Consider the following 23,314-nt stretch of genomic DNA (forward strand, 5'->3'; position numbering starts at 1 on the left):
TAAGATAAGGGCTGAGGAATCAGCCCTTATTTTTTGTGTGTAGAAAAATGAAAAAATATTTAATGGTCAGAAGTCCGGAATCTTTAATCAAAGAGAATAAAATTGGGTATGGCTGGAAACAAATAAATTTCGCTAATCACGTTAATGCGGATTCTCTCATAAAAGAAATTATTCAGAAAAATGGTTCTATTGGTCGGATGACAAACCAGGTTAAAAATTACTTTAACTTAAAACAAGATGATATTGTTATTGTTCCCTTAGGGAGAAGAATTGCTATAGCAACAGTAGTAGGAGAGAAGTTTTTTGATCCACTATTCACTGGAGGTCATGGGGCTAATCAGATCAGTGTAGAGTTTTTTAAGAAAGACAATAAGGTTATTTTAATTCCAAGAGCGGCTTTAAAGCAAAATTTAGAAAGTAGATTGAAATTACGTACAACAATTGGCGACTTGTCTAGATTTTCAGATGAAATAGAGCATTTAATCCAAAATTTAAATAATTATGGTCATTTTGAAGTAAATAATAGCTTTCAGGTAAAAGCTGATTTTTATGAGCAGGAATTTAAAAAAGAATTATTAGAGGCAATTTGCAAGGGTCATACAAGACTAAAAGCTGGGGGGAGAGGTTTAGAGGAGTTGGTAAAAGAACTATTAGAAATTGAAGGATATTCAAGTGTAGATATTTTAGATAAGAAAAATGGAGAAGGAATAGCAGATGTTGATATACAAGCAACATCAGAAAATAACCCATTTTTAAAAGATATTCTTGTTCAAGTTAAGCATCATAGAGGTGAAACAAGTAAACATGCAATTGAGCAGTTAATAGCATATGAAAATGAAACTGATGCAACTACTTATAAATGGGTAATTACAACAGGCTATATTTCAGATGAGTCAAAAGAATTTGCTGAGTTAAATCAAGTCAATATTATGGAAGGTAAACAATTGGTAGATTGGATTTATGCCAATTTATCAAAATTAAAGTCATCTACAAAAGAAAATTTAGGGATCGTTGATGTACCTAAGTTAAGTTGGGTGTAAAGTAAATTGATAATCAAATCAGAAAAAAAGATTTATGTAAAAATTTTGCATAAAACTACTTATGTCAAGTATTTTAATTGTTTGCTAACTAAGCAATAAGCAGTATAAGATAAGGGATGATTTATCAGCCCTTATTTTTATCAATTTACTTATTATCTGACATAGTAGAAATAAATTAAGTATTTTAGGAGAAATTAGTTGAAAAAATTAATATCACTTTTATTGGCTGCTTGCCCAGTTTTTGCATATGCAGAATGGATAGAAATTATAGAAGATGAGGAATTTACAACATATATGGATCCAGCACGGATTACTAAAACTTATGAAACATTAGAATATGCTGATTTTTGGCTTAAGATGGTAGTTCACACGGATAAAACAAAAGATGGTTTATCTGTTGGTGATCATAGGCTTGTTAAATATAGTGTGAAATGTAAAACAAATGAGCTAGCTTTAAAAGCATATTACGCATATAAAAAAACTAAATTGATAGATCAATATGTTTTTAATGTGCCAAAATATAAGCCTGTAATACCTGATTCGAAAGGGGAAGACTTTACTAATATAGTTTGCGGTATTTTATATGGAGATTTAGCAGAAAATTAATATATTTGCAGTGCTAGTTTAAATGTTATGAGAATTTAAATATGGAAATAGGTATGTTACTCTAATATAGAGTATATAAAAGAATAAGTTTTGTGCTTGGCTGAATGAATTAAGTGTTAATAGTACTATATGATTTATTTATATTATTTTAATAACCTAATTTAGATAATAAAATACTAATTAGGCTTTTATTGAAGGTGTAAATATTTAATTTTAATTTATATTAAAAAAGTAAATCTACGAGAAATGCGAATACATTGGATTCATTTCAAATTTTATAAATCATCTCTATAAAAGAGGTGACTTTTTATGAGACTAACTTTTAGATTGCTGCTCTTAGCAATTACTCACTCCACAAGTTCAAGTGTCGAAGTTAAAAAGTATGATAAATAAAAAGAATAGTATCTTAAAACTAAAAATGTCATAACCAATATGTTAGTGTACGATCGTCAGCGTTACTACGACCGTAATGGACTCGGCTTACTTGCTTCCTATAACGAACATAGCTCACTAATTTAAGCTTGTATAAGTCCAAAAGCTTTAAAGTTGGCTCATTCTATCGTTGAATCCACGTATATATAAATAAATGAAAAGTTGAAGTAAAGACATGTCAAAACAATCCCGCTTCCTCTGTATCGGTGGCTTCCTTAACGGAACCCAAATCAAAGACCAAGGTGACAGCTTTGTCTGAGTCGAAAATGGTAAACAGGTGAATTACCATAAAAAGGAAATCTTCCATCAAGATGCTTGGGATCATGATTATTATGTTTGTGAAAGTACGACAGACCAGCAAGTACACAATTGGGTTTATGATATTCCATCGTATTAATTGAATCTATTTAGGACATAAATTAAACAATTACTAGAAACAATAACTTGCATAACATTTCTAAAATTGATTTTTTATACTGTTTTCCTAAAACTGTATGAAAATAAAGCTAATAGGGAATGTTATGAATTATGAAATCGATGCCTTTGGCACCTTGGTGATTGCAGTATTTTTTCTTTTTATTGGGCGGTATCTTGTTAGTAAAATTAGCTTCTTTAGAAACTATAACTTACCTGAGCCTGTAATCGGCGGTCTAATCGCAGCGATTACAGCTTTTATTCTCTATAAATTTTTTAATATCAGTGCCACATTTGACTCAGAAATTCAAACCATTCTGATGCTGATGTTCTTTACCTCTGTTGGTTTAAGTGCAGACTTTACCAAGCTCAAAGAAGGTGGGAAATCACTGCTGATCTTTCTGGTCTGTGTCATTCTATTTGTAGTTGTACAAAATGCGGTGGGTATGAGTTTAGCCACAGCACTTGGGCTTGATCCATTGATTGGTCTGATTGTCGGTTCTGTTACCTTAACGGGTGGACATGGTACTGCCGGTGCTTGGGGTGAAGTGCTTGAAACTCAATATGGAATACAGGGGGCAATTGTCCTCGGAATGGCAAGTGCTACTTTTGGTTTGGTTATTGGTGGGCTTGTGGGTGGTCCGGTTGCCAAATTCTTGATTAAACGAAATCAGTTGGCAGAGACAGTAGCGCAAGAGACCAATGAACAACAACTCGATACTAGCATCAACACCGCACCCTTCGAATATCCAAAGAAAACCCGGTTGATTACAGCCAGTAATGCAGTGTCGACTTTGGGGATGTTTGCACTATGTATATTTGTTGCGAATGAAATGACAGAGATCAGTCAGGGAAGATGGTTTGAACTACCGACCTTTGTCTGGGCTTTAGGGACAGGGGTGATTGTACGTAACTTCCTAGAGCATGTACTGAAAGTCGATATTTTCGACCGTGCCATTGATGTATTCGGAAATGCGTCATTATCCCTGTATTTATCTATGGCTTTACTGTCACTGCAACTCTGGTTATTGGCCGATTTGGCAGGCCCGCTCATTACCATTTTGTTTGCGCAGACAGCGGTACTGATTTTATTTACCGCAATTGTGACCTTTAGGATTATGGGAAAAAATTACGATGCAGCCGTATTGGTAGCAGGGCATTGTGGTTTTGGTATGGGAGCAACCCCGACTGCGATTGCCAATATTCAGGCAGTTACCAATAGCTATGGTCCATCGCACAAAGCCTTTTTGATCGTACCGCTGTGTGGTGCATTTTTTATTGATATTGTGAATGCTGTGGTGATTCAGAGTATCATTGCATTTTTCGGTTAAATTTTAATACGACTTCAAAATCATATAGACATTAAAAAGCCCCATGGTTAGGGGCTAGTCGTATGCACATCTGAGGTACATACTGTAAGAGGCTCATCTCATACTGAGCGTATTAAAGCACATTAACCTATCAATAGCCATTTAAATCATCTTTAGGCAGATAACTGTTGCTCAATGACTGACCATAAGTTTTGATGAGATTTCTTGAACATCAGCATGTGGCCAATCCCTTTATGACCATATTCCTGGGGTTTTAGCTCAATCATTTCTGTGGCTGCTTTTGGATATAAGCGCAGCAAGTCTTTGACATTTGCTTGAGTGGCGATTTCATCATCTGAAGCCCAGATTGAGGTAATCGGGCAGGTGATCTGAGCATGATAGTCATGTGCTGGTGCGATCTTTTTACCAATCGCATTAATTATATAACCTGGTTTACTACAAAATTCTGCCCATTCACGCGCCACATCTTTTGGCAGGTTTTCACCCATACCAATCGCTTGAGTTGGACCATAGCCTTTGGTGATACGTGCCAATGGGAAAATGATATTGAACATCACTGGCGCCAGCAATTTGGTTCTCCCTCTTAAACCTTTAACATGACCCGTCGATCCGGCAATTGCCACGACTTTTTCCACTTTGGCATAGTTTGGGACAATACCCAGAAGCTGTCCACCAGCACTATGACCGAGTAAGATGACCTTTTCTGTCTGAGTCTTAGCTAATAGCGCATCAATTGCAGCCGGAATGTCCAGTTGTCCCCATTGCACAATACTGGCTTTAGACTGCTTAACCGAACCTTTTAAAGATTCGCCGATACCTCGAAAATCAAATACCAGCACTGCATAACCCTGAGTTTGCAACCAGCAGCTAAAACTATGATAAAACTGTTTGGTAATGCCAGTCGCAGGGCAGATTAATATGGGAGATTTCTTACTTTCAGTCTCAGTGACTGGATAAAAACGTGCACTTAATTGATAGCCATCCTGGCACTTTAGAGTCAATGTTTCGAATTCAGACATGGGCTACACTATATTTTTGAATCAGAATGAATGCTTAAATTTACCTGACTTCTTCAAAGAAACTTGTTAAAACAATGACTAAAAAGTCAGTACGATGATAAAAAACGGAATGAAAATATGCAGGGAATAGAACTTGATCTGGCAGTAAAGATCGCGATTATTTTTAGTGGAATATTCTTATGGGTGGGGATGTTAACCGGGGTATGGAAATATTGGCAAATCCGTCAGTCTGTAAATTCACGGGCGCATTATTATGTGGATATTGCTCATCGCAGCAGCCTGCTTTATGCACCTGCAACATTGATTCTGGCAGTGTTGGCTTACTATTCAGCACTATCTTCGCAAGTTAATTTGGTCTGTGTATTGATCAATGTTCTCTTTTTCAGTTTCTCGATTGGTGCGTATATCTTGCATGGGTTTTTGAAAGACACGACAAATCAGTTTAAGCGACCGCATCAACTGGGGAAATTTCAGTTGCCGGGCGTACTTATGACTTTGGCAATGTTAGGTTTGATTATTGCGGAATTAGGAGGGACAAGTGTGCTTCTTTATGGGGCGGCGATCGGATTATTCTAATTTTTAATGGTTGATTTTATTTTTTGAGCCTTTTGCTCAATTCTTTTCTGCCAGATGGATGACTGGCCAGATCATCCACTGGGATATAAATTTATTAATAAATTATCGGTATTTCTGGTCGATCACAGCCCATAAGAAAAAGGCTGCTGAGACAATCAAGGCATAACCGACGTACTCAAATTTTAAATTGCCTTGAATTAAACAATGCACAATCAAGGTCAGCATAAGCGCAACCGTGGTGCTCAAGAAAGTCACCAGATTGGTATTTGCCTTAAGAGCGTCAATGAAGACTTGCTTTTTGAAATGTACTGATAACATCTCCATCCCTCCCGTTTATTTGTATTATTGAAGAGTAAATCTTATTGATTTAGTCTGAATTGAATATACAGTTGTACTTCTTAATTTCAACCTTTGCAACTATTTAAGTGAACTTTAACAGTTAAAAAAGGCCTCCTTTAGTCGTATTACTGCACTAATCAATGATTGCCTCCGAATCATCATCTTAAACATTTCAGCGAGGGCAGTCCGACTGAAGTGTCAAGCGATCATTCATTGCTACCATAGGGAAAAGCAAATTCTACGCCAAAGATTTGTAGAGATAATCTAGAAAATGTAAGTCTATGTAGAATGATGAGAGTTAGTTGGTTTAATCAGGAAACAATATGTTTAAAAAACAGTAAAATAGCGAGTTGTGTTGATCTTCTGCTAAAGAATGAAAACGGAAGTAAGAAAGAAGCTAATTAAAATAATTGATTAAAAGTTTATAAAGTATTTTAAAATTTAATTTGGCTGTGACCAAGAATAGAGGGTGTAAACAATAAATGCCGGTTTGGGTAAAACCTGACAGATATTGATCACGCTAAAACCGGATTTTGGGTAAAAATACGATTTTTATGACCTCTTAGAAAGATTAATTTCTGATGCGGTCAATCACAGCGGCAATGACAAGAACAATAAGAGATGGAATCAGCCATGCCATATTTTTTTCAGAAAGCGGTAAGTTCTGTAGCAATTCAGGTAATTCAAGGCCAGCAACTTTAAGGCCATCAAAAACACCGAAAATAAATGCAACCAGTGTAGTCGGTGCAACAACTTGAGCAGGCTTTTTAAAGAAATGACCGCAGAAGCTTAGCAGGATCACTGCAATCGCAGGCGGATAAATCGCGCTCAATACAGGCACAGAAACGGCAATTAGTTTGGTCAAACCAAGATTTGAAATCACCAGCGAGAAGCCGACCAGTACAAAGACATAGGCTTTATAAGGCAGTTTGGTAATAGAGGAGAAGTATTCAGCACATGCACAGGTTAAGCCAATCGCAGTCACCATGCAGGCAACAAAGATCATGGTGGCAAGGAAATAAGCACCCATATCACCAAAAGCATGTTGTACATAGGCATGCAGAATAATCGCACCATTCGCAGCATTAGGGGCAACATCATGACTACCTAAGCCTAGTTTAAACAGGCTGAGATACACCAGCGTCAAACCGATACCAGAAATAATCGCTGCATTGACTGCATATTTGGTAATCAGCTTGCGATCCGTTACGCCACGAGAAGTAATCGCACGCACAATCACAATACCAAAGACCAATGCACCTAAGGTATCCATGGTCAGATAACCATTAACGATGCCTTCAGTAACCGGGCTTGTAACATAGTTACCCACTGCAGCCGGTGGTTTGCCGGCAGGAATCAATACTGCAGCACCGCCTAAAATAATCAATGCGATAATTTTTACTGGAGACAGGAAGTAGCCAACCGTATCCAAAATCTTATTTGGATAAAGGGAAACCAGAGTCACTACAGCAAAATAGATCACACTATAGATCAGCAGGTTGCTAGGTGCATTGCCAAAGTATGAAGAGAAGCCGATTTCATAAGAAACGGTTGCAGTACGTGGTGTCGCAAATAAAGGCCCAACCGTCAGATAACACACGACAGTCAGTAAAAGACTGGCAGCTTTACCTAATGGAGAACTTAAGATCTGGATCGAACCTTCAACACGTGACAATGCCACGATGGTGATGACAGGTAGGCCAACTGCCGTAATCAGGAAACCTAAGGCAGCTAACCATACATGCTCACCGGCTTGTTGAGCCACAATCGGTGGAAAGATAATGTTGCCCGCACCAATGAACAGTGCAAAGGTCATAAAACCTAAGGCCACAATATCTCTTGTACGGAGACTTGTCATAGAGGGAGAATAGATAAATAAAAGAAAGCGATTTTAGTGTATATATGATGATTTTTGGAGTTTAATTTAATGCCGAAAGCCTTGATTTTACTGATCTTGACGATCGGATAATGTGAACTTTAAAAGCTTGGTAGAAATATATCTTTGATATTCAGTTGAAAAAATTATAATTTATTTTTAAATAAATAAATCATTTAGACTTTATTTCATTATATTCGGCTTATTGTTTGTATAAATAAGCAGCATTGAGATTCTCTATAGCAAGTTTTAAGAATTGTCATGCAGAGCGAACAAATGCGCATCTTGGCTGAAAAAGGACTATAATTTCCTGATTCACCTTGAGGATAGATCCATGCGAGCTCCAGCAATTACTCTGAAAACCGAACAAGATATCGAAAAATTACGTATATCTGGACGTTTGGCTGCACAGGTTTTGGAAATGATCGGGGAGCATGTCAAGCCGGGTGTTACGACTGAATATCTGGATGACATCTGTCATGATTTTATCGTCAATACGCTAAAAGTGACGCCAGCCAATATTGGTTATTATGGTTATACCAAAACCACCTGTATTTCACCGAATGAAGTGGTTTGTCATGGTATTCCATCTCCAAATACCGTATTACAAGACGGCGATATTATTAATATTGACGTTGCGATCATTAAAGACGGTTATTTTGGCGATACCAGCCGGATGTATTATGTCGGTACACCATCTCCTGAAGCCAAACGTCTGGTCGAAACTACTTATGAAGCCATGGTTGCCGGAATTCATGCCGTTAAACCGGGTGCAACCCTAGGCGATATTGGTTATGCAATTCAGTCTGTTGCACAGCGTGAAGGCTATACCATCGTGCGTGAATATTGTGGTCATGGGATTGGTAAAATTTATCACGAACAGCCAAACATTCTGCATTACGGACAACCAGGTCAGGGCATCAAACTGGTACCCGGTATGGTCTTTACCATTGAACCTATGGTCAACATGGGTAAAGCGCGTGTTAAAGAGCTGAAGGACGGCTGGACAGTGGTGACTGCAGATAAATCCTGGTCAGCTCAATGGGAACACATGGTAGTTGTAACCGACACAGGTTTTGAGCTGTTATCACCATGGCCAGAAGGTACAGGCGAGTATCCGGAAATTTAAATTATTTTTCATGTTATGCATTGAAATACAGTAGCTTACATAAATTACAGCTTGCTTGCTATTAGTGACGAAAGCTTACAAAACACTACATGAAGAAGTGGTTTAACCAGCCAAATCCTCTTAATCTATTTATAGTTAGTTGATATCTATTTATAGTTAGTTGATGTTTGCTTTGTTAGATTTCTGATTGCTGTATATTAGAGTAGATTAGATTTGGCTTGGCGGTAGTAGTTTCCTTTCGTTCACTTCATGCTGTAGTGAATCGTTTTTATTAGCTCATTTTTCCCCAAGAATGAGCTATTTTTTTTGCCTGAAATATTCCTTTTATACAAGATGCAGGTGTTCAACCAGATAATCAATAAATACCCGTACAGCTGGTAACAGACCACGACGGGAAGGATAAACCAGATGAAAAATGCCATGAGCAGTTTTCCAGTCTGAAAGTACCCGAACCAGTTCGCCACGTTCTACATATTGCTGCACGACATTATCGGGCAGTAATGTAATACCACAGCCTGAAGCTGCCAGCTGTGCCAGCATATTCAGGTCTGATCCCATTACGGTGGGGCTGATCCGGATTTTCTTCTGTTGCTGTTGCTCATTCTGCAATACCAGGAACTGTTCAGTATGTTCCTCAGCCATGCTTAAAATTTTATGTTCAGAGAGTTGTTCAGGCGTTTTCAGATCGCCAAATTCGTTTAAATAGCCCTGACTGGCAAACAGATGCTGTTCAATTTTTTCAAACTGACGAATCACTAGATTTGGATCGTCATCCAGGCTAGAGCGCACGCGTAAAGCCAGATCAAAACCTTCATTAATAATGTCCACACGTCGATTAGTGATCATCATCTGGACTTTAATTTCAGGATATTTTTTCAGGAAATCCGGCAGGATTTTTGCCATTTCATTCTGGGCAATGGAGACGGGCAGGCTCACTTTAATGGTGCCACGCGGTTCAGTACTGAGATGATCCACCAGATCATGGGCGGCCTGTGCTGCACTGAGCATCACTTGTGCATGTCGATAGATATTCATTCCAATATCGGTGACTGCAAAATGACGAGAACTACGTTGAATCAGGCGGACGCCAAGTCGTTCTTCTAGATTATAAACGCGGCGGCTGAGCTTGGATTTGGGAATATCGGTGGCACGTTCGGCTGCACTAAAGCCGCCATGTTCCACGACCTGCGCAAAACAGTAAAAATCATCCAGATCAGTCAGCATCGTTTAATTCCATTCCTGCAACAATAGGCTGATTAAAAAATGATTGTTGCATACTGTCAACTATAGAATACGAATTTTGAATGATGACTAGATCTCGGACTCAAGTAGTTTAAGTAAGGTTTTCATGCCTTCTGTGGCCGTCTGGGAAATCTTGTGAAACTGAACTGGTAAATGCTGTTGATCTGCTTTGGGATCAATATAGTAAGCTGTACAGTGAGCTGGAATTTCATGGATTAAGCCAGCAACTGGATATACTTGCAGACTGGTTCCAATGACCACAAAAATATCAGCATCCTGTACACAATCTTGGGCTTCTTCATAAGCCGGAACTGCTTCGCCAAACCAGACCACATGTGGACGTAGTGGATAGCCTTCCTTACAGAAGTGTTTAGTTAAATCTAATTCAGTCCCTTCAATCGGATAAAACTCGGTGGTGTACTGGCAATTCGGGCCTGAGGTTTTGGCTAGGCGGATATTGCCATGCAGGTGAATGACCTTGGAACTTCCGGCACGTTCATGCAGATCATCAATATTTTGAGTAATCACATGGACATCAAAATCATCTTCGCGTTCGGCAATGAGTTGATGAGCTGCATTTGGTTGTGCTTCCAGAATATTTTTACGTCGAGCATTATAAAAGCGTTGCACCAGTTCCGGATTTTTAGCCCAAGCCTCCGGTGTGGCCACTTCTTCTATACGATACTGTTCCCAAAGCCCATCACTATCACGAAAGGTGTTGATCCCACTTTCCGCACTCATACCAGCACCTGAAAACACCACCAGTTTTTTCATGATTTCTTCTCCTGAGTCTTTAGGCCGCTGAAGAGCTGGACTGTAAATTTTCTTTCAGAAAGATGCCGAGCTCCCTGGCAAATTTGAGGGGCTCGGTCAGTAAAGGGGTATGGCCAGATTTTGTGAAAAGTACCTGTTTAGCCTGAGGCAGGCTTTGGGCAATCAGGCGCTGACCTTCAACAGGATAGAGTTTAGACTGCACACCGCTAAAGAAAGTCACCGGACAAGTAAGCTTCGCCAGAGCTTCACGATAATCTTCCTGATGATATAAATAATTATTGATATACCACATCATATAGTCTACCCGGCTGGAAGGCAGGAGCAGGCTTTGCAGACGAGGTTGATTCAGGATGAACTTAAACACTTTTAAACTGGCAGGACGATCATTTTGTAGCTGGATAAAGCGCAGCCATAATGCTGCAATTTGCTGACGTACTGAATTATCCAGATCCCGAATGAATTCAATCTGCCGATGTTCTGCAAGTAATGTTGAAAGCTGCTGCAAAATTTCAATAAATTCCTGATGGCGTGGACCAAAAAGTCCAAATACCCAGGCATCATCGACCGAAATCTTCGGTGTTTGATCAATATGCAAATAAGCTGCTATATGTTTGGCAAAATCCCCATAGCACAAGCCATGCATGGTGGTGGTTGCGCCCATAGAGTAAGCAATCACAATAAATTGATCTAAATTGAGCTGCTGGATCACCGACTGAACATCAAGCCAATGACTGGAAATTGCATCCAGGTCTTGCGGGATTTTGCAGTGACTAGACGCTCCAAAACCACGCCATTCAGGAATAATAAAGCGGAAATTTTTCTGATGTGGATAGAGAAAAGCTGCCCATTGCCAGCTCAACATGCCCAGACCTGATAGGACCAGTACCGGTTGACCCTGACCGTATTCACGTACAAATAACTGTTCGCCATCTGGCATGGTATAGAAGGGCATGCATATCTCCGTATTTATAATTTTTTTACATCGAATTGTTTAAGTCTGGGAATAACCTGTTCCAGCCAGGCAATCCAGCCCAGTTCCTGATCAATACCCAGTTGCAGAATCATTTTATGAATATACAGGGTTCGGTCATTTTCGTCAGCTTGAGCAAAGTCTTTGGCGAAAATCTGCAGATAGGTTTTAAGTTTCTCTTTATGTATTTCTAGATGACGTTCCAGTTCAGGTAAGGTGCTGTTGCCGCCAAGCTGGGCTTCTGCACGCAGACGAACCATCAGTTCTTCACGAAGCTGTGCAGGTGAACTATGTTCTAACATCCAGTTAGCCAGTTCTTCACGGCCGAGCCGTTCTACTTGATAGGTTTTTTTACGGCTATGAGAATCTTCCTCTTCTATGGTCGAAATCCAGCCTTTTTGCAGCATGGCATTCAGTTCACGATAGATCTGCTGATGGGTGGCATTCCAGAAGAAGCCCATGGAGCAGTCAAAACGGCGCGCCAGTTCAATGCCGGTGCTCGGTTTCTCAATCAGGCTGGTGAGTAAAACATGTGATAAAGACATAAACGTCTCAAAAAAGTGACTCGGGATTATTATGCAACATGTTGCATAAAAATCAATTCTGCACTATAAATTAGTGCAACAAGTTGCATAAGGCTGCTGCTTGATGGAAATAAATCAGTCAGCCTGAATAAAAATAGCCAGCACATCTGCACGCTAGGGAGTTGAAATGTCTAAATATCCGAATTTACTTGCCCCACTGGATCTGGGTTTTACCACGCTTAAAAACCGTGTCTTGATGGGCTCCATGCATGTGGGCTTAGAAGAAGCACCGGGTGGTTATAATCGGATGGCTGCCTTTTATGCAGAACGTGCCAAGGGTGGTGTGGCTTTAATCGTCACGGGTGGTATCTCACCGAATGATCATGGCGTCACTTTTCAGGGTGGTTCCAAACTCGACACCATTGAAGAAGCTGAAAAGCATAAAGTGATTACCCAAGCTGTACATGAAGCTGGCGGGAAAATTGCCATGCAGATTCTGCATACCGGCCGTTATTCTTATCAGGCAGAAAATGTTGCGCCGTCTCCAATTCAGGCACCGATTAATCCAGTCAAACCGCATGCCTTAAGCTCGGCTGAAGTGCAGCAGACCATCGATGATTTTGCCAACTGTGCCAGACTGGCTCAATACGCTGGTTATGACGGTGTCGAAATCATGGGCTCAGAAGGTTACCTGATCAATGAGTTCATCGCAGCACGTACCAATCATCGTGATGATGAATGGGGTGGCAGCTATGAAAACCGTATCCGTTTCCCGATTGAAATTGTACGCCGTACCCGTGAAATGGTCGGTGAAAACTTTATTATTATTTATCGTCTTTCGATGCTGGATCTGGTTGAAGGTGGCTCAACTCTAGAAGAAGTAATCCAGCTGGCCAAGGCCATTGAGAAAGCGGGCGCGACAATTATCAATACCGGCATTGGCTGGCATGAAGCGCGTATTCCGACCATTGCCACCAAAGTACCACGTGCGGCCTTTACTTGGGTTACGCGCAAGCTAAAAGGTCAGGTGAATATTCCTCTTATTACGTCTAACCGTATTAATACCCCGGAAATGGCAGAATATGTCCTGGCTACAGGCGATGCCGATATGGTGTCAATGGCACGTCCAATGCTGGCAGACTCTGAGTTTGTCTTAAAAGCAGAACAGGGCCGTAGTGATGAAATCAATACCTGTATCGGTTGTAATCAGGCCTGTCTGGATCATATTTTCTCGATGAAAATTGCCACCTGTCTGGTGAATCCACGCGCGTGTTATGAAACTGAACTGATTTTTAAGGAAACCAGTGTTGCCAAAAATATTGCAGTGATCGGTGCAGGGCCGGCAGGTTTAAGCTTTGCTATCTATGCAGCAGGTCGTGGTCATCATGTCACTGTATTTGAAGCTTCGGCGCAGATTGGTGGGCAATTTAATATTGCGAAGACCATTCCAGGTAAGGAAGAGTTTTATGAAACTTTGCGTTATTTCAAACGTCAGATTGAATTGCAACCACGTATTCAATTGAAATTAAATTGTACCGCCACCTTTGATCAGCTGGTTTCAGCTGAATTTGATGACATCGTGGTTGCCACTGGGGTGACACCGCGTCAGCTCGATATCCCTGGAATTGATCATCCTAAAGTGTTGTCTTATTTGGAGGTACTAAGAGAGCGTAAACCAGTCGGTCAGCGTGTGGCGATTATTGGTGCAGGGGGTATTGGCTTTGATACAGCCGAACTACTCAGTCATGGAACTGAAAGTGGTAGTGTCAATCCGGAAAAATTCTATGATGAATGGGGAATCGACACTAACTATGAAAATGTCGGTGGACTCAAGACAGCCAATGTAGAACAACCTGAACGTGAAATTTATTTATTGCAGCGTAAAGCAGCTTCTGTTGGCTCAAGTCTGGGTAAAACCACAGGCTGGATTCACCGTACTGGCTTAAAACATCGTAATGTCAAAATGATTGCCGGTGCAAGCTATGAAAAAATTGATAATCAGGGCCTGCATGTGATGGTAAATGACCAACCTGCAGTGTTAGACGTAGATAATGTCATTATCTGTGCCGGTCAGGAATCTTATACTGCCATGTTTGATGAACTGAAAGCTGCCGGTAAAAACGTGCATCTCATTGGTGGTGCGAAAGAAGCAGGTGAGCTGGATGCGAAACGTGCGATCCGTCAGGGTGCTGAATTGGCTGCGGTGATTTAATTGATAAAACTTAAAAGATGACAGTTTTTGCTTTCATGCGAAATTGTCATGAAAGAAAGTTGATTAGCAACGTTCCCTCTCCTTTGTTAAAGGAGGGGGTTAGGGAGAGGATTCTATTCTGAAACACCAGAATCCCCCTAACCCTCTTTCTTGCGCTTCGACTTAAAGCAGTGCTTAAGTCTCGCTCAGGGGGAATTTCATTATTAAAACGAAGAAAGCGTATAGATAGAACTTTAAAAATAAAAGGAATCTAAAATGACAATTGAAACAACAAAACAGGCCATTACACGCTGGCATGAAATGTTAGAAACACGTGACATGTCCATATTGAATGAACTCCTCGCGGATAATGTCGTATTCCGCTCGCCCGTGGCTTTTCAGCCTTATCCCGGGAAACAGGTTGTATTTTTTATCTTGACCAATGTGATTCAGGTCTTTGAAAACTTTACTTATCACCGCGAATTTCTTAGTGAAGATGGTAACAATGTTGTACTTGAGTTCTCAGCCAATGTCGGCGATAAGAAACTTAAGGGAATCGACATGATTCAGTTCAATGATGAAGGTCAGATCATTGATTTTGAAGTAATGATACGACCGAAATCTGGACTTGAAGCCTTAGCTATAGAAATGGGCCAGCGGATTCAGGCTTATCAGGCTAATACTTAATTTCCTAAAATTGATTCAAGTCGGCATGAAGTTTGTACATCACTGATAGAAAACTAGAGGGGAATACAGATGAAAATGTGGCTTAAAAAAATGAGTCAACTTTCAAGTGAATATCTGGACCGCTTTAGCGGAGCAGATCTTCCAACACTTTATTATAATCCGAATGGTTTATTTTCTGGTGTGATTGAACGTTTACCACTTTTAAAACAGAAATATCGTCCAACACCGTGGTTATCGAATGCGCATGCGCACATTCTATATCTGGACTTGATAAAAAAACGCACGATTAAGCTGCAATATGATGTGCTTGAGCAGCTGAATATGTCCGATGGCGGCATTACTGGCATTGCCTGGTATGGTTTAGATTTACCGCCAAGTACACCTACTATTGTGCTATTACATACCATTACCGGTTCTCCAGAATCCATGCGGGAGCTGGTACGTGATCTGCATAAATATACAGGCTGGCGTGTTGCCCTGTGTTTGCGCCGTGGTCATGCTGACCTGCCAATGCCTGTACCAAAAATGAATCTGTTTGGCTCTACTCAGGACTTGCGTGAACAGCTGCTCTATATTCAGGACAAGTTTCCTCAGTCCGATCTCTATGGTGTGGGTTCCTCTGCGGGGACAGGACTGTTGGTTCGCTACTTGGGTGAAGAGGGCGAGCAAACCCCGCTCAAAGCAGCCTTTGCTTTATGCCCAGGCTATAACACTGAAACCGGTTTTGCCTATGTACATCCGTTTTATAGCAAAGTCATGGCTAAAAAACTGATCAAACGTTTTATCCATCCTTATCAGGAAACCTGGCAGATTTATCCTTCATGGAAGCAATTGCTTGAGGTGAAAGACTTGTCTGAATTTGAACAACACTACTATGAGCTGGCAGGCTTTTCAGACTATGAAAGCTATACAAAAGCCACCAATCCAATTTATGTCTTTGAAAATGTCAAAATTCCATTGATGATTTTGAACTCGGAAGATGACCCGGTCTGTCATATCCAGAATCTGGAACCGTATAAGGATACCATTCGAGCTATGCCGAATATTGTGGTCGTCACCACTAAAAAAGGCAGCCACTGTGGCTTTTATCAGGGCTTAATGCAGACAGAATCATGGGCCACTCGTCTGATGGCAGATTATTTACTGCAACTTTCCAATACTCCGACAGCAGCTTGAAAGAGATTTTTAAACCATAAAAAACCCAGCATAAGCTGGGTTTTTTTGATGAAGGATTATATTAGTTTTCAAGTGCTGGCATAGCAGCAGCAATCGCATCTGCAACTGCATCATCTTCAGACTTGTTTGCAGAAGATGAATTGTTTTTAGGAGCGGCTGGTGTTGCTGCAGGTTTTACAGGCTGCTCAGTGCTTGAATTTGTTTCAGCTGCAGGCGCAGGCTCTGATTGAGCTGGTTCTGGTTTTTTAACTTCACGGCGAATTTCAGTCGTAGTGTTCGCAGTTTGTTCGCGCTGGATTTCAACAGCCGGTGCTGCTGGTGCTTCTTCAACCGGTTCAACTGGTGTTGATTCTAATGGTTCAACAGGCTCAAGTTGTACAGGTTCCGGAGCAACCACTTCAGATGCTGGAGTAACTTCGGTTTGTTCTTCTTTTGGAGCTTCTTTTTTTACACAACCAGTCAGTGTAAGGCCAGTCAGGATCAGGGTACAGATTAAAAGTTTCTTCATCATCATTGCATCAAACAGAATAGTGTAGGGTGTGAATGTTCCTATTATAGCAGCAAAATGCAATATATAAATCATATGAACTTACTGTAATTTTTTTAAGGAATTGCTGTTAGAATAGTCAATTGTTTATTGTTCTTTGATTTGATGCGGATTGACTTTGCTTTATTGGTACAAGGTAAAGTAAAATTGCGCAACATTGCAGGCCGATTTAGGCTCGATTGTACGAGAAACCCAATGACCCATTTTATTTTCGTGACTGGTGGTGTTGTTTCATCACTAGGTAAAGGTATTTCAGCTGCTTCTGTTGCTGCACTTTTAGAAGCCCGTGGTTTAAAAGTGACCATGGTAAAAATGGATCCATACATTAATGTCGATCCAGGGACTATGAGCCCATTCCAGCACGGTGAAGTCTTTGTTACAGAAGACGGTGCTGAAACAGACTTAGACTTGGGTTACTACGAACGTTTCTTGCGTCGTGCGAAAATGACCAAACTGAATAACTTTACATCAGGCCGTGTTTACCAGGATGTTCTGAATAAAGAACGCCGTGGTGACTACCTGGGTGGTACTGTACAAGTTATTCCACACATTACTGACAACATTAAAGAACGTGTACTTCGCGCTGGCGAAGGTTATGACGTTGCGATCGTTGAGATCGGCGGTACTGTAGGTGACATTGAATCTCTCCCATTCATGGAATCTGTACGTCAGTTAATGGTTGAACTTGGTCATAAGCGTACGATGCTGATGCACTTAACGTTACTCCCATACATTAAGTCTGCAGCAGAATTAAAAACTAAACCAACTCAACACTCAGTAAAAGAACTTTTGTCTATTGGTATTCAGCCAGACATTTTGATCTGCCGTACTGAACATGATGTTGATGCAGATACGACGCGTAAAATTGCCTTGTTCACTAACGTAGAAGCGCGTGCAGTGGTCGTGTGTAAAGATGCACGTACGATCTACCAGATTCCACGTACTTTCTATGAACAAAATGTTGATGATCTTATCTGTGAACGTTTCGGCTATGACAATCTTCCAGAAGCAGACCTGTCTGACTGGGATAATGTGGTAGAAGCTTTACTGAACCCTGAATACACTGTACGTGTTGCGATGGTGGGTAAATATGTTGAACTTCCAGATGCCTACAAGTCTGTGAACGAAGCACTTTTACATGCCGGTATTCAAAACCGCGTGAAAGTTCAGATCGATTATGTCAATGCTGAAGAGCTTGAAAGTCAAGATGTCAATGAAGTATTGAAAGATGCGGATGCGATTCTGGTACCAGGCGGTTTCGGTGAACGTGGTACTGAAGGCAAAATGAAAGCGATTCGTTTTGCACGTGAAAACGGTGTGCCATTCTTAGGCATCTGTTTAGGTATGCAGCTGGCTGTGATCGAATATGCACGTAATGTGGCGGGTATTACTGACGCAACATCGACTGAATTCAACCGTTCAACTAAATCTCCATTGATTGGTCTGATCACTGAGTGGTTAGATGAGCGCGGTGAAGTTCAACAGCGTTCAGTAGATTCTGATCTTGGCGGTACAATGCGTCTTGGTGCACAGAAGTCTGAACTGGTACCGGGTACCAAGACTGCTGAAGTGTATGGTGCGGATGAAATTATCGAACGTCACCGTCACCGTTACGAGATGAACAACCGTTATATCCCAGTGCTGGAAGAAAAAGGCATGAAGATTTCTGGTTATTCTCCGGTGCAACACTTGGTAGAAACTGTTGAAATTCCTGCACATCCTTGGTTTATTGCAGTACAATTCCATCCGGAATTTACCAGCTCGCCACGTGATGGACATCCATTATTTGCCGGTTTCATTGATGCTGCGAAAAAACAGTACCAAAAAACCAAATAATGCGAGTTTAAGACACAACTAGGAAGTTTAAATGTCACAATTAAAACCACAAGAAATTGTACGTTTAGGCGATATACAAATGGCAAACCACTTGCCATTTGTACTATTCGGCGGCATGAACGTACTTGAGTCGAAAGACTTAGCTTTTGAAATTGCAGAGACTTATGTTGATATCTGCAAACGTTTAGATATTCCATATGTCTTTAAAGCAAGTTTTGACAAAGCCAACCGTTCAAGCCTGAACTCATTCCGTGGGCCTGGCCTCGAAAAAGGAATCGAGTGGTTAGCCGACATTAAAAAACATTTTAATGTGCCAATTATCACTGATGTACATGAGCCGTATCAGGCTGCTCCTGTGGCAGAAGTTGCTGACATTATCCAGCTACCTGCATTCTTAAGTCGTCAGACTGACCTGGTTGAAGCGATGGCAAAAACTGATGCCATCATCAACATCAAAAAAGCCCAGTTCCTTGCTCCGCACGAAATGCGCCACATTTTGCATAAGTGTCTGGAAGCAGGGAATGACAAGCTAATTCTTTGTGAGCGCGGTTCTGCCTTTGGTTACAACAATCTGGTTGTAGACATGCTGGGCTTCGACATCATGAAAGAAATGAACGTGCCTGTGTTCTTTGATGTAACGCATGCATTACAAACTCCGGGCGGTCGTGCTGACTCTGCCGGTGGTCGTCGTGCGCAGATTACTACACTGGCGCGTGCCGGTATGGCAACAGGTCTTGCAGGTTTGTTCCTGGAAGCTCATCCAAATCCGGATGTGGCAAAATGTGATGGTCCTTGTGCCTTGCGTTTATCTCAACTAGAACCATTCCTGGCTCAATTAAAAGAGCTGGATACTCTAGTGAAAGGATTTGAAAAATTAGATACCCATTGATGCAGTTTTAAGCATCCTGTTATTAATCAACTGAGGAATTGTTCATGAGCCAAATCGTTGACATTCGTGCACGTGAAATTTTGGACTCTCGTGGTAACCCAACCATCGAAGCAGACGTTATCCTGGCATCTGGCGTAGTTGGCCGTGCATGTGCACCATCTGGTGCTTCAACTGGTTCTCGTGAAGCTTTAGAACTTCGTGATGGCGATAAAGCACGTTACCTAGGTAAAGGTGTTAAAACTGCGGTTAACAACGTAAACACTCTGATTCGTGATGCGTTAGTGGGTAAATCAGTATTCGAACAAAAAGACATCGACAACACGATGATCGCTTTAGACGGTACTGAAAACAAAGAAAAATTAGGTGCAAACGCAACTTTGGCAGTATCTCTTGCTGCTGCGCGTGCTGCTGCTGAAGAAAAGAAAACTCCGCTTTACCAATATATCGCAGATCTTCGTGGTCAAAAGATTTTGACTATGCCTGTTCCAATGATGAACATCCTGAATGGTGGTGCTCACGCAGACAACACTGTTGATATTCAGGAATTCATGATTGAGCCTGTAGGTTTCATATCATTCTCTGAAGCGTTACGTGCTGGTGCTGAAATCTTCCATTCTTTAAAATCAGTTTTGAAGAAACAAGGTTTAAACACTGCAGTTGGTGATGAAGGTGGTTTTGCACCAAACCTTCGTTCTAACGAAGAAGCTATTACTGTGATCCTGTCTGCAATCGAGCAAACTGGTTACAAAGCTGGTTCTGACATCATGCTTGCACTTGACTGCGCATCTTCAGAATTCTACAAAGACGGTCAATACATTCTGGCTGGCGAAGGCAATAAATCGTTCACAAGCAACCAGTTTGCTGACTACCTTGCAGGTCTGGTAAACCAATACCCAATCATCTCAATTGAAGATGGTCTGGACGAATCTGACTGGGAAGGCTGGTCTTACCTGACTTCTATCCTTGGCGACAAGATCCAGTTAGTCGGTGATGACCTGTTCGTTACGAATCCTAAGATTCTTCAACGCGGTATCAACGAGAAAGTAGGTAACTCAATCCTGATCAAGTACAACCAGATCGGTACATTGACTGAAACTCTAGATGCCATCTACCTTGCGAAAGCAAATGGTTACTCTACTGTAATCTCTCACCGTTCAGGTGAAACTGAAGATTCTACTATTGCGGATCTTGCAGTGGGTACAGCAGCAGGTCAAATCAAGACTGGTTCACTTTGTCGTTCTGACCGTGTAGCGAAATATAACCAATTACTTCGTATCGAAGAATTGACTCAAGCTGCATATCGCGGTAAAGCTGAGTTCAAAGGTTTGAACTAAGCGACTTATGTCAATGTTAAATGTATTCGACTCCTTGATGAGTAAAGTACTGTTGGGCCTTGCGATCGTTTTGATCGCAGGGTTTCAATATTTATACTGGTTTGGTGAAGGTGGTTATAATGACCATCAGGCATTGACCCAGAAAATTCAGCAACAAGTAGAATTGAATGAAGAGCTGAAAGAACGTAATCGCGTTCTGGCTGCAGAAGTTTATGATTTGAAGAATGGTATTGAAGCCATCGAAGAACATGCTCGTCTCGATCTAGGTTTGATCAAGCCGCATGAAACCTTTGTGCAAATGAGCACTATTAGTACTCAATATAAACCGATTTATCTTAATCCGAATAAAGTAGACCTGAGAACCAATGAATCAGCTGATGTTCCAACAACACCATAAATTGTGGGTCATTTTACCAGCTGCAGGTTCCGGTAGCCGATTTTCCAAAACCGAACTTAAACAATACCAGATGATTCAGGAACAAACCGTTCTTGAACATACGGTTGCACGTCTGAATCAATTGCCATTAGCAGGTTATGTCCTTGCGATTGGTGTGCAGGATGATGTTGCCAAGACTCTGCCATTTTCTCATCTGGATAAAGCACATTTTTGCTTGGGCGGTGCAGAACGCGTCAACTCTGTACTGAATGCCTTGCAATATTTATCTGAGATTGCTTCAGAAGAGGATTGGGTGTTGGTGCATGATGCTGCCCGTCCTTGTGTGAGTCAGAGTTCCTTGATTGATCTGGTCAATACTGCAACTGCAACCGATCAAGCGGCGATTCTGGCCATTCCGGTACGGGATACCTTAAAACGTGTCGTAAAGAATCATGATATTGAAACGACAGTAGATCGTTCGACATTATGGCAGGCACAAACCCCGCAAATGGCAAAACTGGGAATCTTGAAACGTGCCATTCAGCAGGCACTAGCAGATGGCGCTACCATTACCGATGAAGCCAGTGCACTGGAACATATAGACGAACCAGTTCAAGTAGTACAAGGTCGCTCTGACAATATTAAAATTACCTATCCAGATGATCTGGAACTGGCCAAGCTGATTCTGGCTGCCCAGCGCTAAATATATTGCAATAAAAATGGAATAAATCAGTCAATGGCGATTTATTCCGGAGCACTTTAACTTATAATTTCGCCATCATGAATTTTCTACCCGTGGGCCAATGATCCCTTCACAGCAGTATCGTTTTTTGCGGCAGTCCGCACGCGATGGTCGTAGTATTAATCCCCAGAATGCCTCCCGATGGACCAAGTTGCACCTTGATCCATGGCTGCTTTGTTTCCTGATTTTAAATGCGATCTTGGGTCTGATGGTGGTTTACAGTGCTACCTCTGAAGATTCGGGGATGGTGATTCGCCAGGCGATCAGTTTTGGTGTGGGCTTTGTGGTGATGTTTATCTGTGCACAGGTGCCACCGAAGGTTTATCAGGCTGCCAGTCCATATTTTTATATGTTCGGTATCTTTATGCTACTGCTGGTCTTTGTGATTGGTGAAAAGCGTCTGGGGGCAACACGCTGGATTACATTGCCGGGTGTGGGGAGCATGCAGCCGAGTGAGGTAATGAAGTTTGCCATGCCACTGATGATGGCCTGGTACTTTGCCCGTAAACCTTTCCCTCCAAAGTTTCTGGACATTGTCGGTGCTTTGGTAATTTTAGGCGTACCTTTCGTACTGGTGGCATTACAGCCCGATCTAAATATCGGTCTGGTGATCCCCGGGATTTTTGTACTGTTCCTGAGTGGCATGTCATGGCGTTTAATTGCTGGAGCCTTTGTTGCTTTAGCTATTGCAGTGCCGCTGCTGTGGATGTTCTTGTTGCAGGAATATCAAAAGAAACGGATTCTAACTTTATTCGATCCAGAATCAGATGCCTTGGGCGCAGGCTGGAACATTATCCAGTCCAAAATTGCCATCGGTTCAGGCGGAATTATGGGAAAAGGTTACTCACAAGGTACGCAGTCTCATCTAGGTTATCTGCCTGAACATCATACCGACTTTATTATGTCGACTTATGCAGAAGAATTTGGCTTTATCGGGGTGTTTCTGCTATTCAGCCTGTTTACGGCCATTATTATTCGCTGTTTGATTATTGGTATGAATAGCTTTCATAACTTTGGCCGTTTGTATGCCGGTGCGATCGGACTGACTTTTTTCTTCTTTGTATTTTTAAACTCAGGCATGGTCAGTGGGATTTTACCTGTGACGGGTGACCCTTTGCCATTGATGAGTTATGGTGGTACAGCCGTAATTTCCATGTTGGCAGGGATGGGTATTGTGATGTCAATTCATACTCATCGGTAGAAAATTCAATGAAGTAAGTTTTCAAAGCCAGAGTAGTTCTGGCTTTTTTATTGCTCGTATTTA

The 23,314-nt window shown here is 41.3% G+C and carries 22 protein-coding genes and 1 pseudogene; 15 read left to right on the forward strand and 8 right to left on the reverse strand.

Annotated elements, in window-relative coordinates; all coding sequences use genetic code 11:
• Positions 1-47 precede the first annotated feature (47 nt).
• The 4 genes and pseudogenes from AC4MCC_RS06520 (at position 48) to gltS (ending at position 3,823) form a co-directional block, all read left to right on the forward strand.
• Positions 48-1,040: a restriction endonuclease gene (locus tag AC4MCC_RS06520; RefSeq protein ID WP_419364808.1), complete on the forward strand. Its 993-nt coding sequence runs from the start codon at positions 48-50 to the stop codon at positions 1,038-1,040.
• A 198-nt stretch (positions 1,041-1,238) separates the two neighbouring features.
• Positions 1,239-1,646 carry a surface-adhesin E family protein gene (locus tag AC4MCC_RS06525; protein WP_419364806.1) on the forward strand — a complete coding sequence of 136 codons (408 nt, stop codon included), beginning with the start codon at positions 1,239-1,241 and terminating at the stop codon, positions 1,644-1,646.
• Between the two features lie 607 nt (positions 1,647-2,253).
• Positions 2,254-2,475: pseudogene (locus tag AC4MCC_RS06530) on the forward strand (hypothetical protein).
• Positions 2,476-2,599: 124 nt separating this feature from the next.
• Positions 2,600-3,823 (forward strand): sodium/glutamate symporter, encoded by a 1,224-nt coding sequence (gene gltS / locus AC4MCC_RS06535; RefSeq protein ID WP_016659076.1) that lies wholly within the window; start codon positions 2,600-2,602, stop codon positions 3,821-3,823.
• Between the two features lie 152 nt (positions 3,824-3,975).
• On the opposite strand, the gene AC4MCC_RS06540 is transcribed toward gltS, so the two are convergent.
• Positions 3,976-4,842 (reverse strand): alpha/beta hydrolase family protein, encoded by an 867-nt coding sequence (locus AC4MCC_RS06540; RefSeq protein ID WP_491880112.1) that lies wholly within the window; start codon positions 4,840-4,842, stop codon positions 3,976-3,978.
• 117 nt (positions 4,843-4,959) lie between these two features.
• Here AC4MCC_RS06540 and AC4MCC_RS06545 point away from each other — a divergent pair, with 117 nt between their 5' ends.
• On the forward strand, positions 4,960-5,418 hold the full coding sequence (locus AC4MCC_RS06545; protein ID WP_419364803.1) for a hypothetical protein: 459 nt from the start codon (positions 4,960-4,962) through the stop codon (positions 5,416-5,418).
• Positions 5,419-5,520: 102 nt separating this feature from the next.
• Here AC4MCC_RS06545 and AC4MCC_RS06550 read toward each other — a convergent pair whose 3' ends face one another.
• On the reverse strand, positions 5,521-5,736 hold the full coding sequence (locus AC4MCC_RS06550) for a hypothetical protein (protein WP_004783783.1): 216 nt from the start codon (positions 5,734-5,736) through the stop codon (positions 5,521-5,523).
• 592 nt (positions 5,737-6,328) lie between these two features.
• Positions 6,329-7,615, reverse strand: coding sequence for a branched-chain amino acid transport system II carrier protein (gene brnQ, locus AC4MCC_RS06555; protein WP_491880111.1), 1,287 nt, complete (start codon positions 7,613-7,615; stop codon positions 6,329-6,331).
• A gap of 352 nt (positions 7,616-7,967) precedes the next feature.
• On the opposite strand from brnQ, the gene map reads away from it, so the two are divergent.
• Positions 7,968-8,762, forward strand: a complete 795-nt coding sequence (gene map / locus AC4MCC_RS06560) for a type I methionyl aminopeptidase (protein WP_004783779.1) — start codon at positions 7,968-7,970, stop codon at positions 8,760-8,762.
• 324 nt (positions 8,763-9,086) lie between these two features.
• Here map and AC4MCC_RS06565 read toward each other — a convergent pair whose 3' ends face one another.
• The 4 genes from AC4MCC_RS06565 to AC4MCC_RS06580 all read right to left on the reverse strand — a co-directional run bounded on the left by AC4MCC_RS06565 (position 9,087) and on the right by AC4MCC_RS06580 (position 12,293).
• A complete protein-coding gene (locus tag AC4MCC_RS06565) occupies positions 9,087-9,986 on the reverse strand; it encodes a LysR substrate-binding domain-containing protein (RefSeq protein WP_419364800.1) in 900 nt (299 codons plus the stop codon).
• Positions 9,987-10,073: 87 nt separating this feature from the next.
• Entirely contained in the window at positions 10,074-10,778 is a 705-nt protein-coding gene (locus tag AC4MCC_RS06570; protein WP_419364799.1) for an SIR2 family NAD-dependent protein deacylase, read from the reverse strand.
• A 19-nt stretch (positions 10,779-10,797) separates the two neighbouring features.
• On the reverse strand, positions 10,798-11,730 hold the full coding sequence (locus AC4MCC_RS06575; protein ID WP_419364797.1) for an alpha/beta fold hydrolase: 933 nt from the start codon (positions 11,728-11,730) through the stop codon (positions 10,798-10,800).
• 14 nt (positions 11,731-11,744) lie between these two features.
• Positions 11,745-12,293: a PadR family transcriptional regulator gene (locus tag AC4MCC_RS06580; RefSeq protein WP_491885792.1), complete on the reverse strand. Its 549-nt coding sequence runs from the start codon at positions 12,291-12,293 to the stop codon at positions 11,745-11,747.
• A 166-nt stretch (positions 12,294-12,459) separates the two neighbouring features.
• Between AC4MCC_RS06580 and AC4MCC_RS06585 the strand changes: the two genes are divergently transcribed.
• The 3 genes from AC4MCC_RS06585 (at position 12,460) to AC4MCC_RS06595 (ending at position 16,326) form a co-directional block, all read left to right on the forward strand.
• Complete coding sequence (locus AC4MCC_RS06585; protein ID WP_419364793.1) at positions 12,460-14,484, forward strand: oxidoreductase; 2,025 nt, start codon at positions 12,460-12,462, stop codon at positions 14,482-14,484.
• 255 nt (positions 14,485-14,739) lie between these two features.
• Complete coding sequence (locus AC4MCC_RS06590) at positions 14,740-15,150, forward strand: nuclear transport factor 2 family protein (RefSeq protein ID WP_312308569.1); 411 nt, start codon at positions 14,740-14,742, stop codon at positions 15,148-15,150.
• Positions 15,151-15,219: 69 nt separating this feature from the next.
• A complete protein-coding gene (locus tag AC4MCC_RS06595; protein WP_491880110.1) occupies positions 15,220-16,326 on the forward strand; it encodes a YheT family hydrolase in 1,107 nt (368 codons plus the stop codon).
• A 61-nt stretch (positions 16,327-16,387) separates the two neighbouring features.
• On the opposite strand, the gene AC4MCC_RS06600 is transcribed toward AC4MCC_RS06595, so the two are convergent.
• Positions 16,388-16,840 carry a hypothetical protein gene (locus tag AC4MCC_RS06600; RefSeq protein WP_491880109.1) on the reverse strand — a complete coding sequence of 151 codons (453 nt, stop codon included), beginning with the start codon at positions 16,838-16,840 and terminating at the stop codon, positions 16,388-16,390.
• A 228-nt stretch (positions 16,841-17,068) separates the two neighbouring features.
• Here AC4MCC_RS06600 and pyrG point away from each other — a divergent pair, with 228 nt between their 5' ends.
• The 6 genes from pyrG to rodA all read left to right on the forward strand — a co-directional run bounded on the left by pyrG (position 17,069) and on the right by rodA (position 23,251).
• Positions 17,069-18,709, forward strand: coding sequence for a CTP synthase (gene pyrG / locus AC4MCC_RS06605; protein WP_180054055.1), 1,641 nt, complete (start codon positions 17,069-17,071; stop codon positions 18,707-18,709).
• A 31-nt stretch (positions 18,710-18,740) separates the two neighbouring features.
• A complete protein-coding gene (gene kdsA / locus AC4MCC_RS06610; protein ID WP_004783756.1) occupies positions 18,741-19,598 on the forward strand; it encodes a 3-deoxy-8-phosphooctulonate synthase in 858 nt (285 codons plus the stop codon).
• A gap of 44 nt (positions 19,599-19,642) precedes the next feature.
• The gene (eno, locus tag AC4MCC_RS06615) at positions 19,643-20,932 is read left to right on the forward strand and encodes a phosphopyruvate hydratase (protein WP_491885793.1); all 1,290 of its coding nucleotides are present in this window, start codon (positions 19,643-19,645) and stop codon (positions 20,930-20,932) included.
• Positions 20,933-20,939: 7 nt separating this feature from the next.
• The gene (locus AC4MCC_RS06620; protein ID WP_004783752.1) at positions 20,940-21,329 is read left to right on the forward strand and encodes a septum formation initiator family protein; all 390 of its coding nucleotides are present in this window, start codon (positions 20,940-20,942) and stop codon (positions 21,327-21,329) included.
• Positions 21,298-22,011, forward strand: coding sequence for a 2-C-methyl-D-erythritol 4-phosphate cytidylyltransferase (gene ispD / locus AC4MCC_RS06625; RefSeq protein WP_491880108.1), 714 nt, complete (start codon positions 21,298-21,300; stop codon positions 22,009-22,011). Before AC4MCC_RS06620 ends, ispD begins: the two co-directional genes overlap by 32 nt.
• 100 nt (positions 22,012-22,111) lie before the next feature.
• On the forward strand, positions 22,112-23,251 hold the full coding sequence (gene rodA / locus AC4MCC_RS06630) for a rod shape-determining protein RodA (protein ID WP_180003734.1): 1,140 nt from the start codon (positions 22,112-22,114) through the stop codon (positions 23,249-23,251).
• Positions 23,252-23,314 lie beyond the last annotated feature (63 nt).

The sequence above is a fragment of the Acinetobacter sp. CAU_H_56 genome, assembly GCF_058599425.1.

Coding starts and splice junctions, on each gene's coding strand:
- AC4MCC_RS06520 (WP_419364808.1), top strand. CDS start 48: ATGAAAAAATATTTAATGGTCAGAAGTCCGGAATCTTTAATCAAAGAG.
- gltS (WP_016659076.1), top strand. CDS start 2,600: ATGAATTATGAAATCGATGCCTTTGGCACCTTGGTGATTGCAGTATTT.
- AC4MCC_RS06540 (WP_491880112.1), bottom strand. CDS start 4,842: ATGTCTGAATTCGAAACATTGACTCTAAAGTGCCAGGATGGCTATCAA.
- AC4MCC_RS06545 (WP_419364803.1), top strand. CDS start 4,960: ATGCAGGGAATAGAACTTGATCTGGCAGTAAAGATCGCGATTATTTTT.
- AC4MCC_RS06550 (WP_004783783.1), bottom strand. CDS start 5,736: ATGTTATCAGTACATTTCAAAAAGCAAGTCTTCATTGACGCTCTTAAG.
- brnQ (WP_491880111.1), bottom strand. CDS start 7,615: ATGACAAGTCTCCGTACAAGAGATATTGTGGCCTTAGGTTTTATGACC.
- map (WP_004783779.1), top strand. CDS start 7,968: ATGCGAGCTCCAGCAATTACTCTGAAAACCGAACAAGATATCGAAAAA.
- AC4MCC_RS06565 (WP_419364800.1), bottom strand. CDS start 9,986: ATGCTGACTGATCTGGATGATTTTTACTGTTTTGCGCAGGTCGTGGAA.
- AC4MCC_RS06570 (WP_419364799.1), bottom strand. CDS start 10,778: ATGAAAAAACTGGTGGTGTTTTCAGGTGCTGGTATGAGTGCGGAAAGT.
- AC4MCC_RS06575 (WP_419364797.1), bottom strand. CDS start 11,730: ATGCCCTTCTATACCATGCCAGATGGCGAACAGTTATTTGTACGTGAA.
- AC4MCC_RS06580 (WP_491885792.1), bottom strand. CDS start 12,293: ATGTCTTTATCACATGTTTTACTCACCAGCCTGATTGAGAAACCGAGC.
- AC4MCC_RS06585 (WP_419364793.1), top strand. CDS start 12,460: ATGTCTAAATATCCGAATTTACTTGCCCCACTGGATCTGGGTTTTACC.
- AC4MCC_RS06590 (WP_312308569.1), top strand. CDS start 14,740: ATGACAATTGAAACAACAAAACAGGCCATTACACGCTGGCATGAAATG.
- AC4MCC_RS06595 (WP_491880110.1), top strand. CDS start 15,220: ATGAAAATGTGGCTTAAAAAAATGAGTCAACTTTCAAGTGAATATCTG.
- AC4MCC_RS06600 (WP_491880109.1), bottom strand. CDS start 16,840: ATGATGATGAAGAAACTTTTAATCTGTACCCTGATCCTGACTGGCCTT.
- pyrG (WP_180054055.1), top strand. CDS start 17,069: ATGACCCATTTTATTTTCGTGACTGGTGGTGTTGTTTCATCACTAGGT.
- kdsA (WP_004783756.1), top strand. CDS start 18,741: ATGTCACAATTAAAACCACAAGAAATTGTACGTTTAGGCGATATACAA.
- eno (WP_491885793.1), top strand. CDS start 19,643: ATGAGCCAAATCGTTGACATTCGTGCACGTGAAATTTTGGACTCTCGT.
- AC4MCC_RS06620 (WP_004783752.1), top strand. CDS start 20,940: ATGTCAATGTTAAATGTATTCGACTCCTTGATGAGTAAAGTACTGTTG.
- ispD (WP_491880108.1), top strand. CDS start 21,298: ATGAATCAGCTGATGTTCCAACAACACCATAAATTGTGGGTCATTTTA.
- rodA (WP_180003734.1), top strand. CDS start 22,112: ATGATCCCTTCACAGCAGTATCGTTTTTTGCGGCAGTCCGCACGCGAT.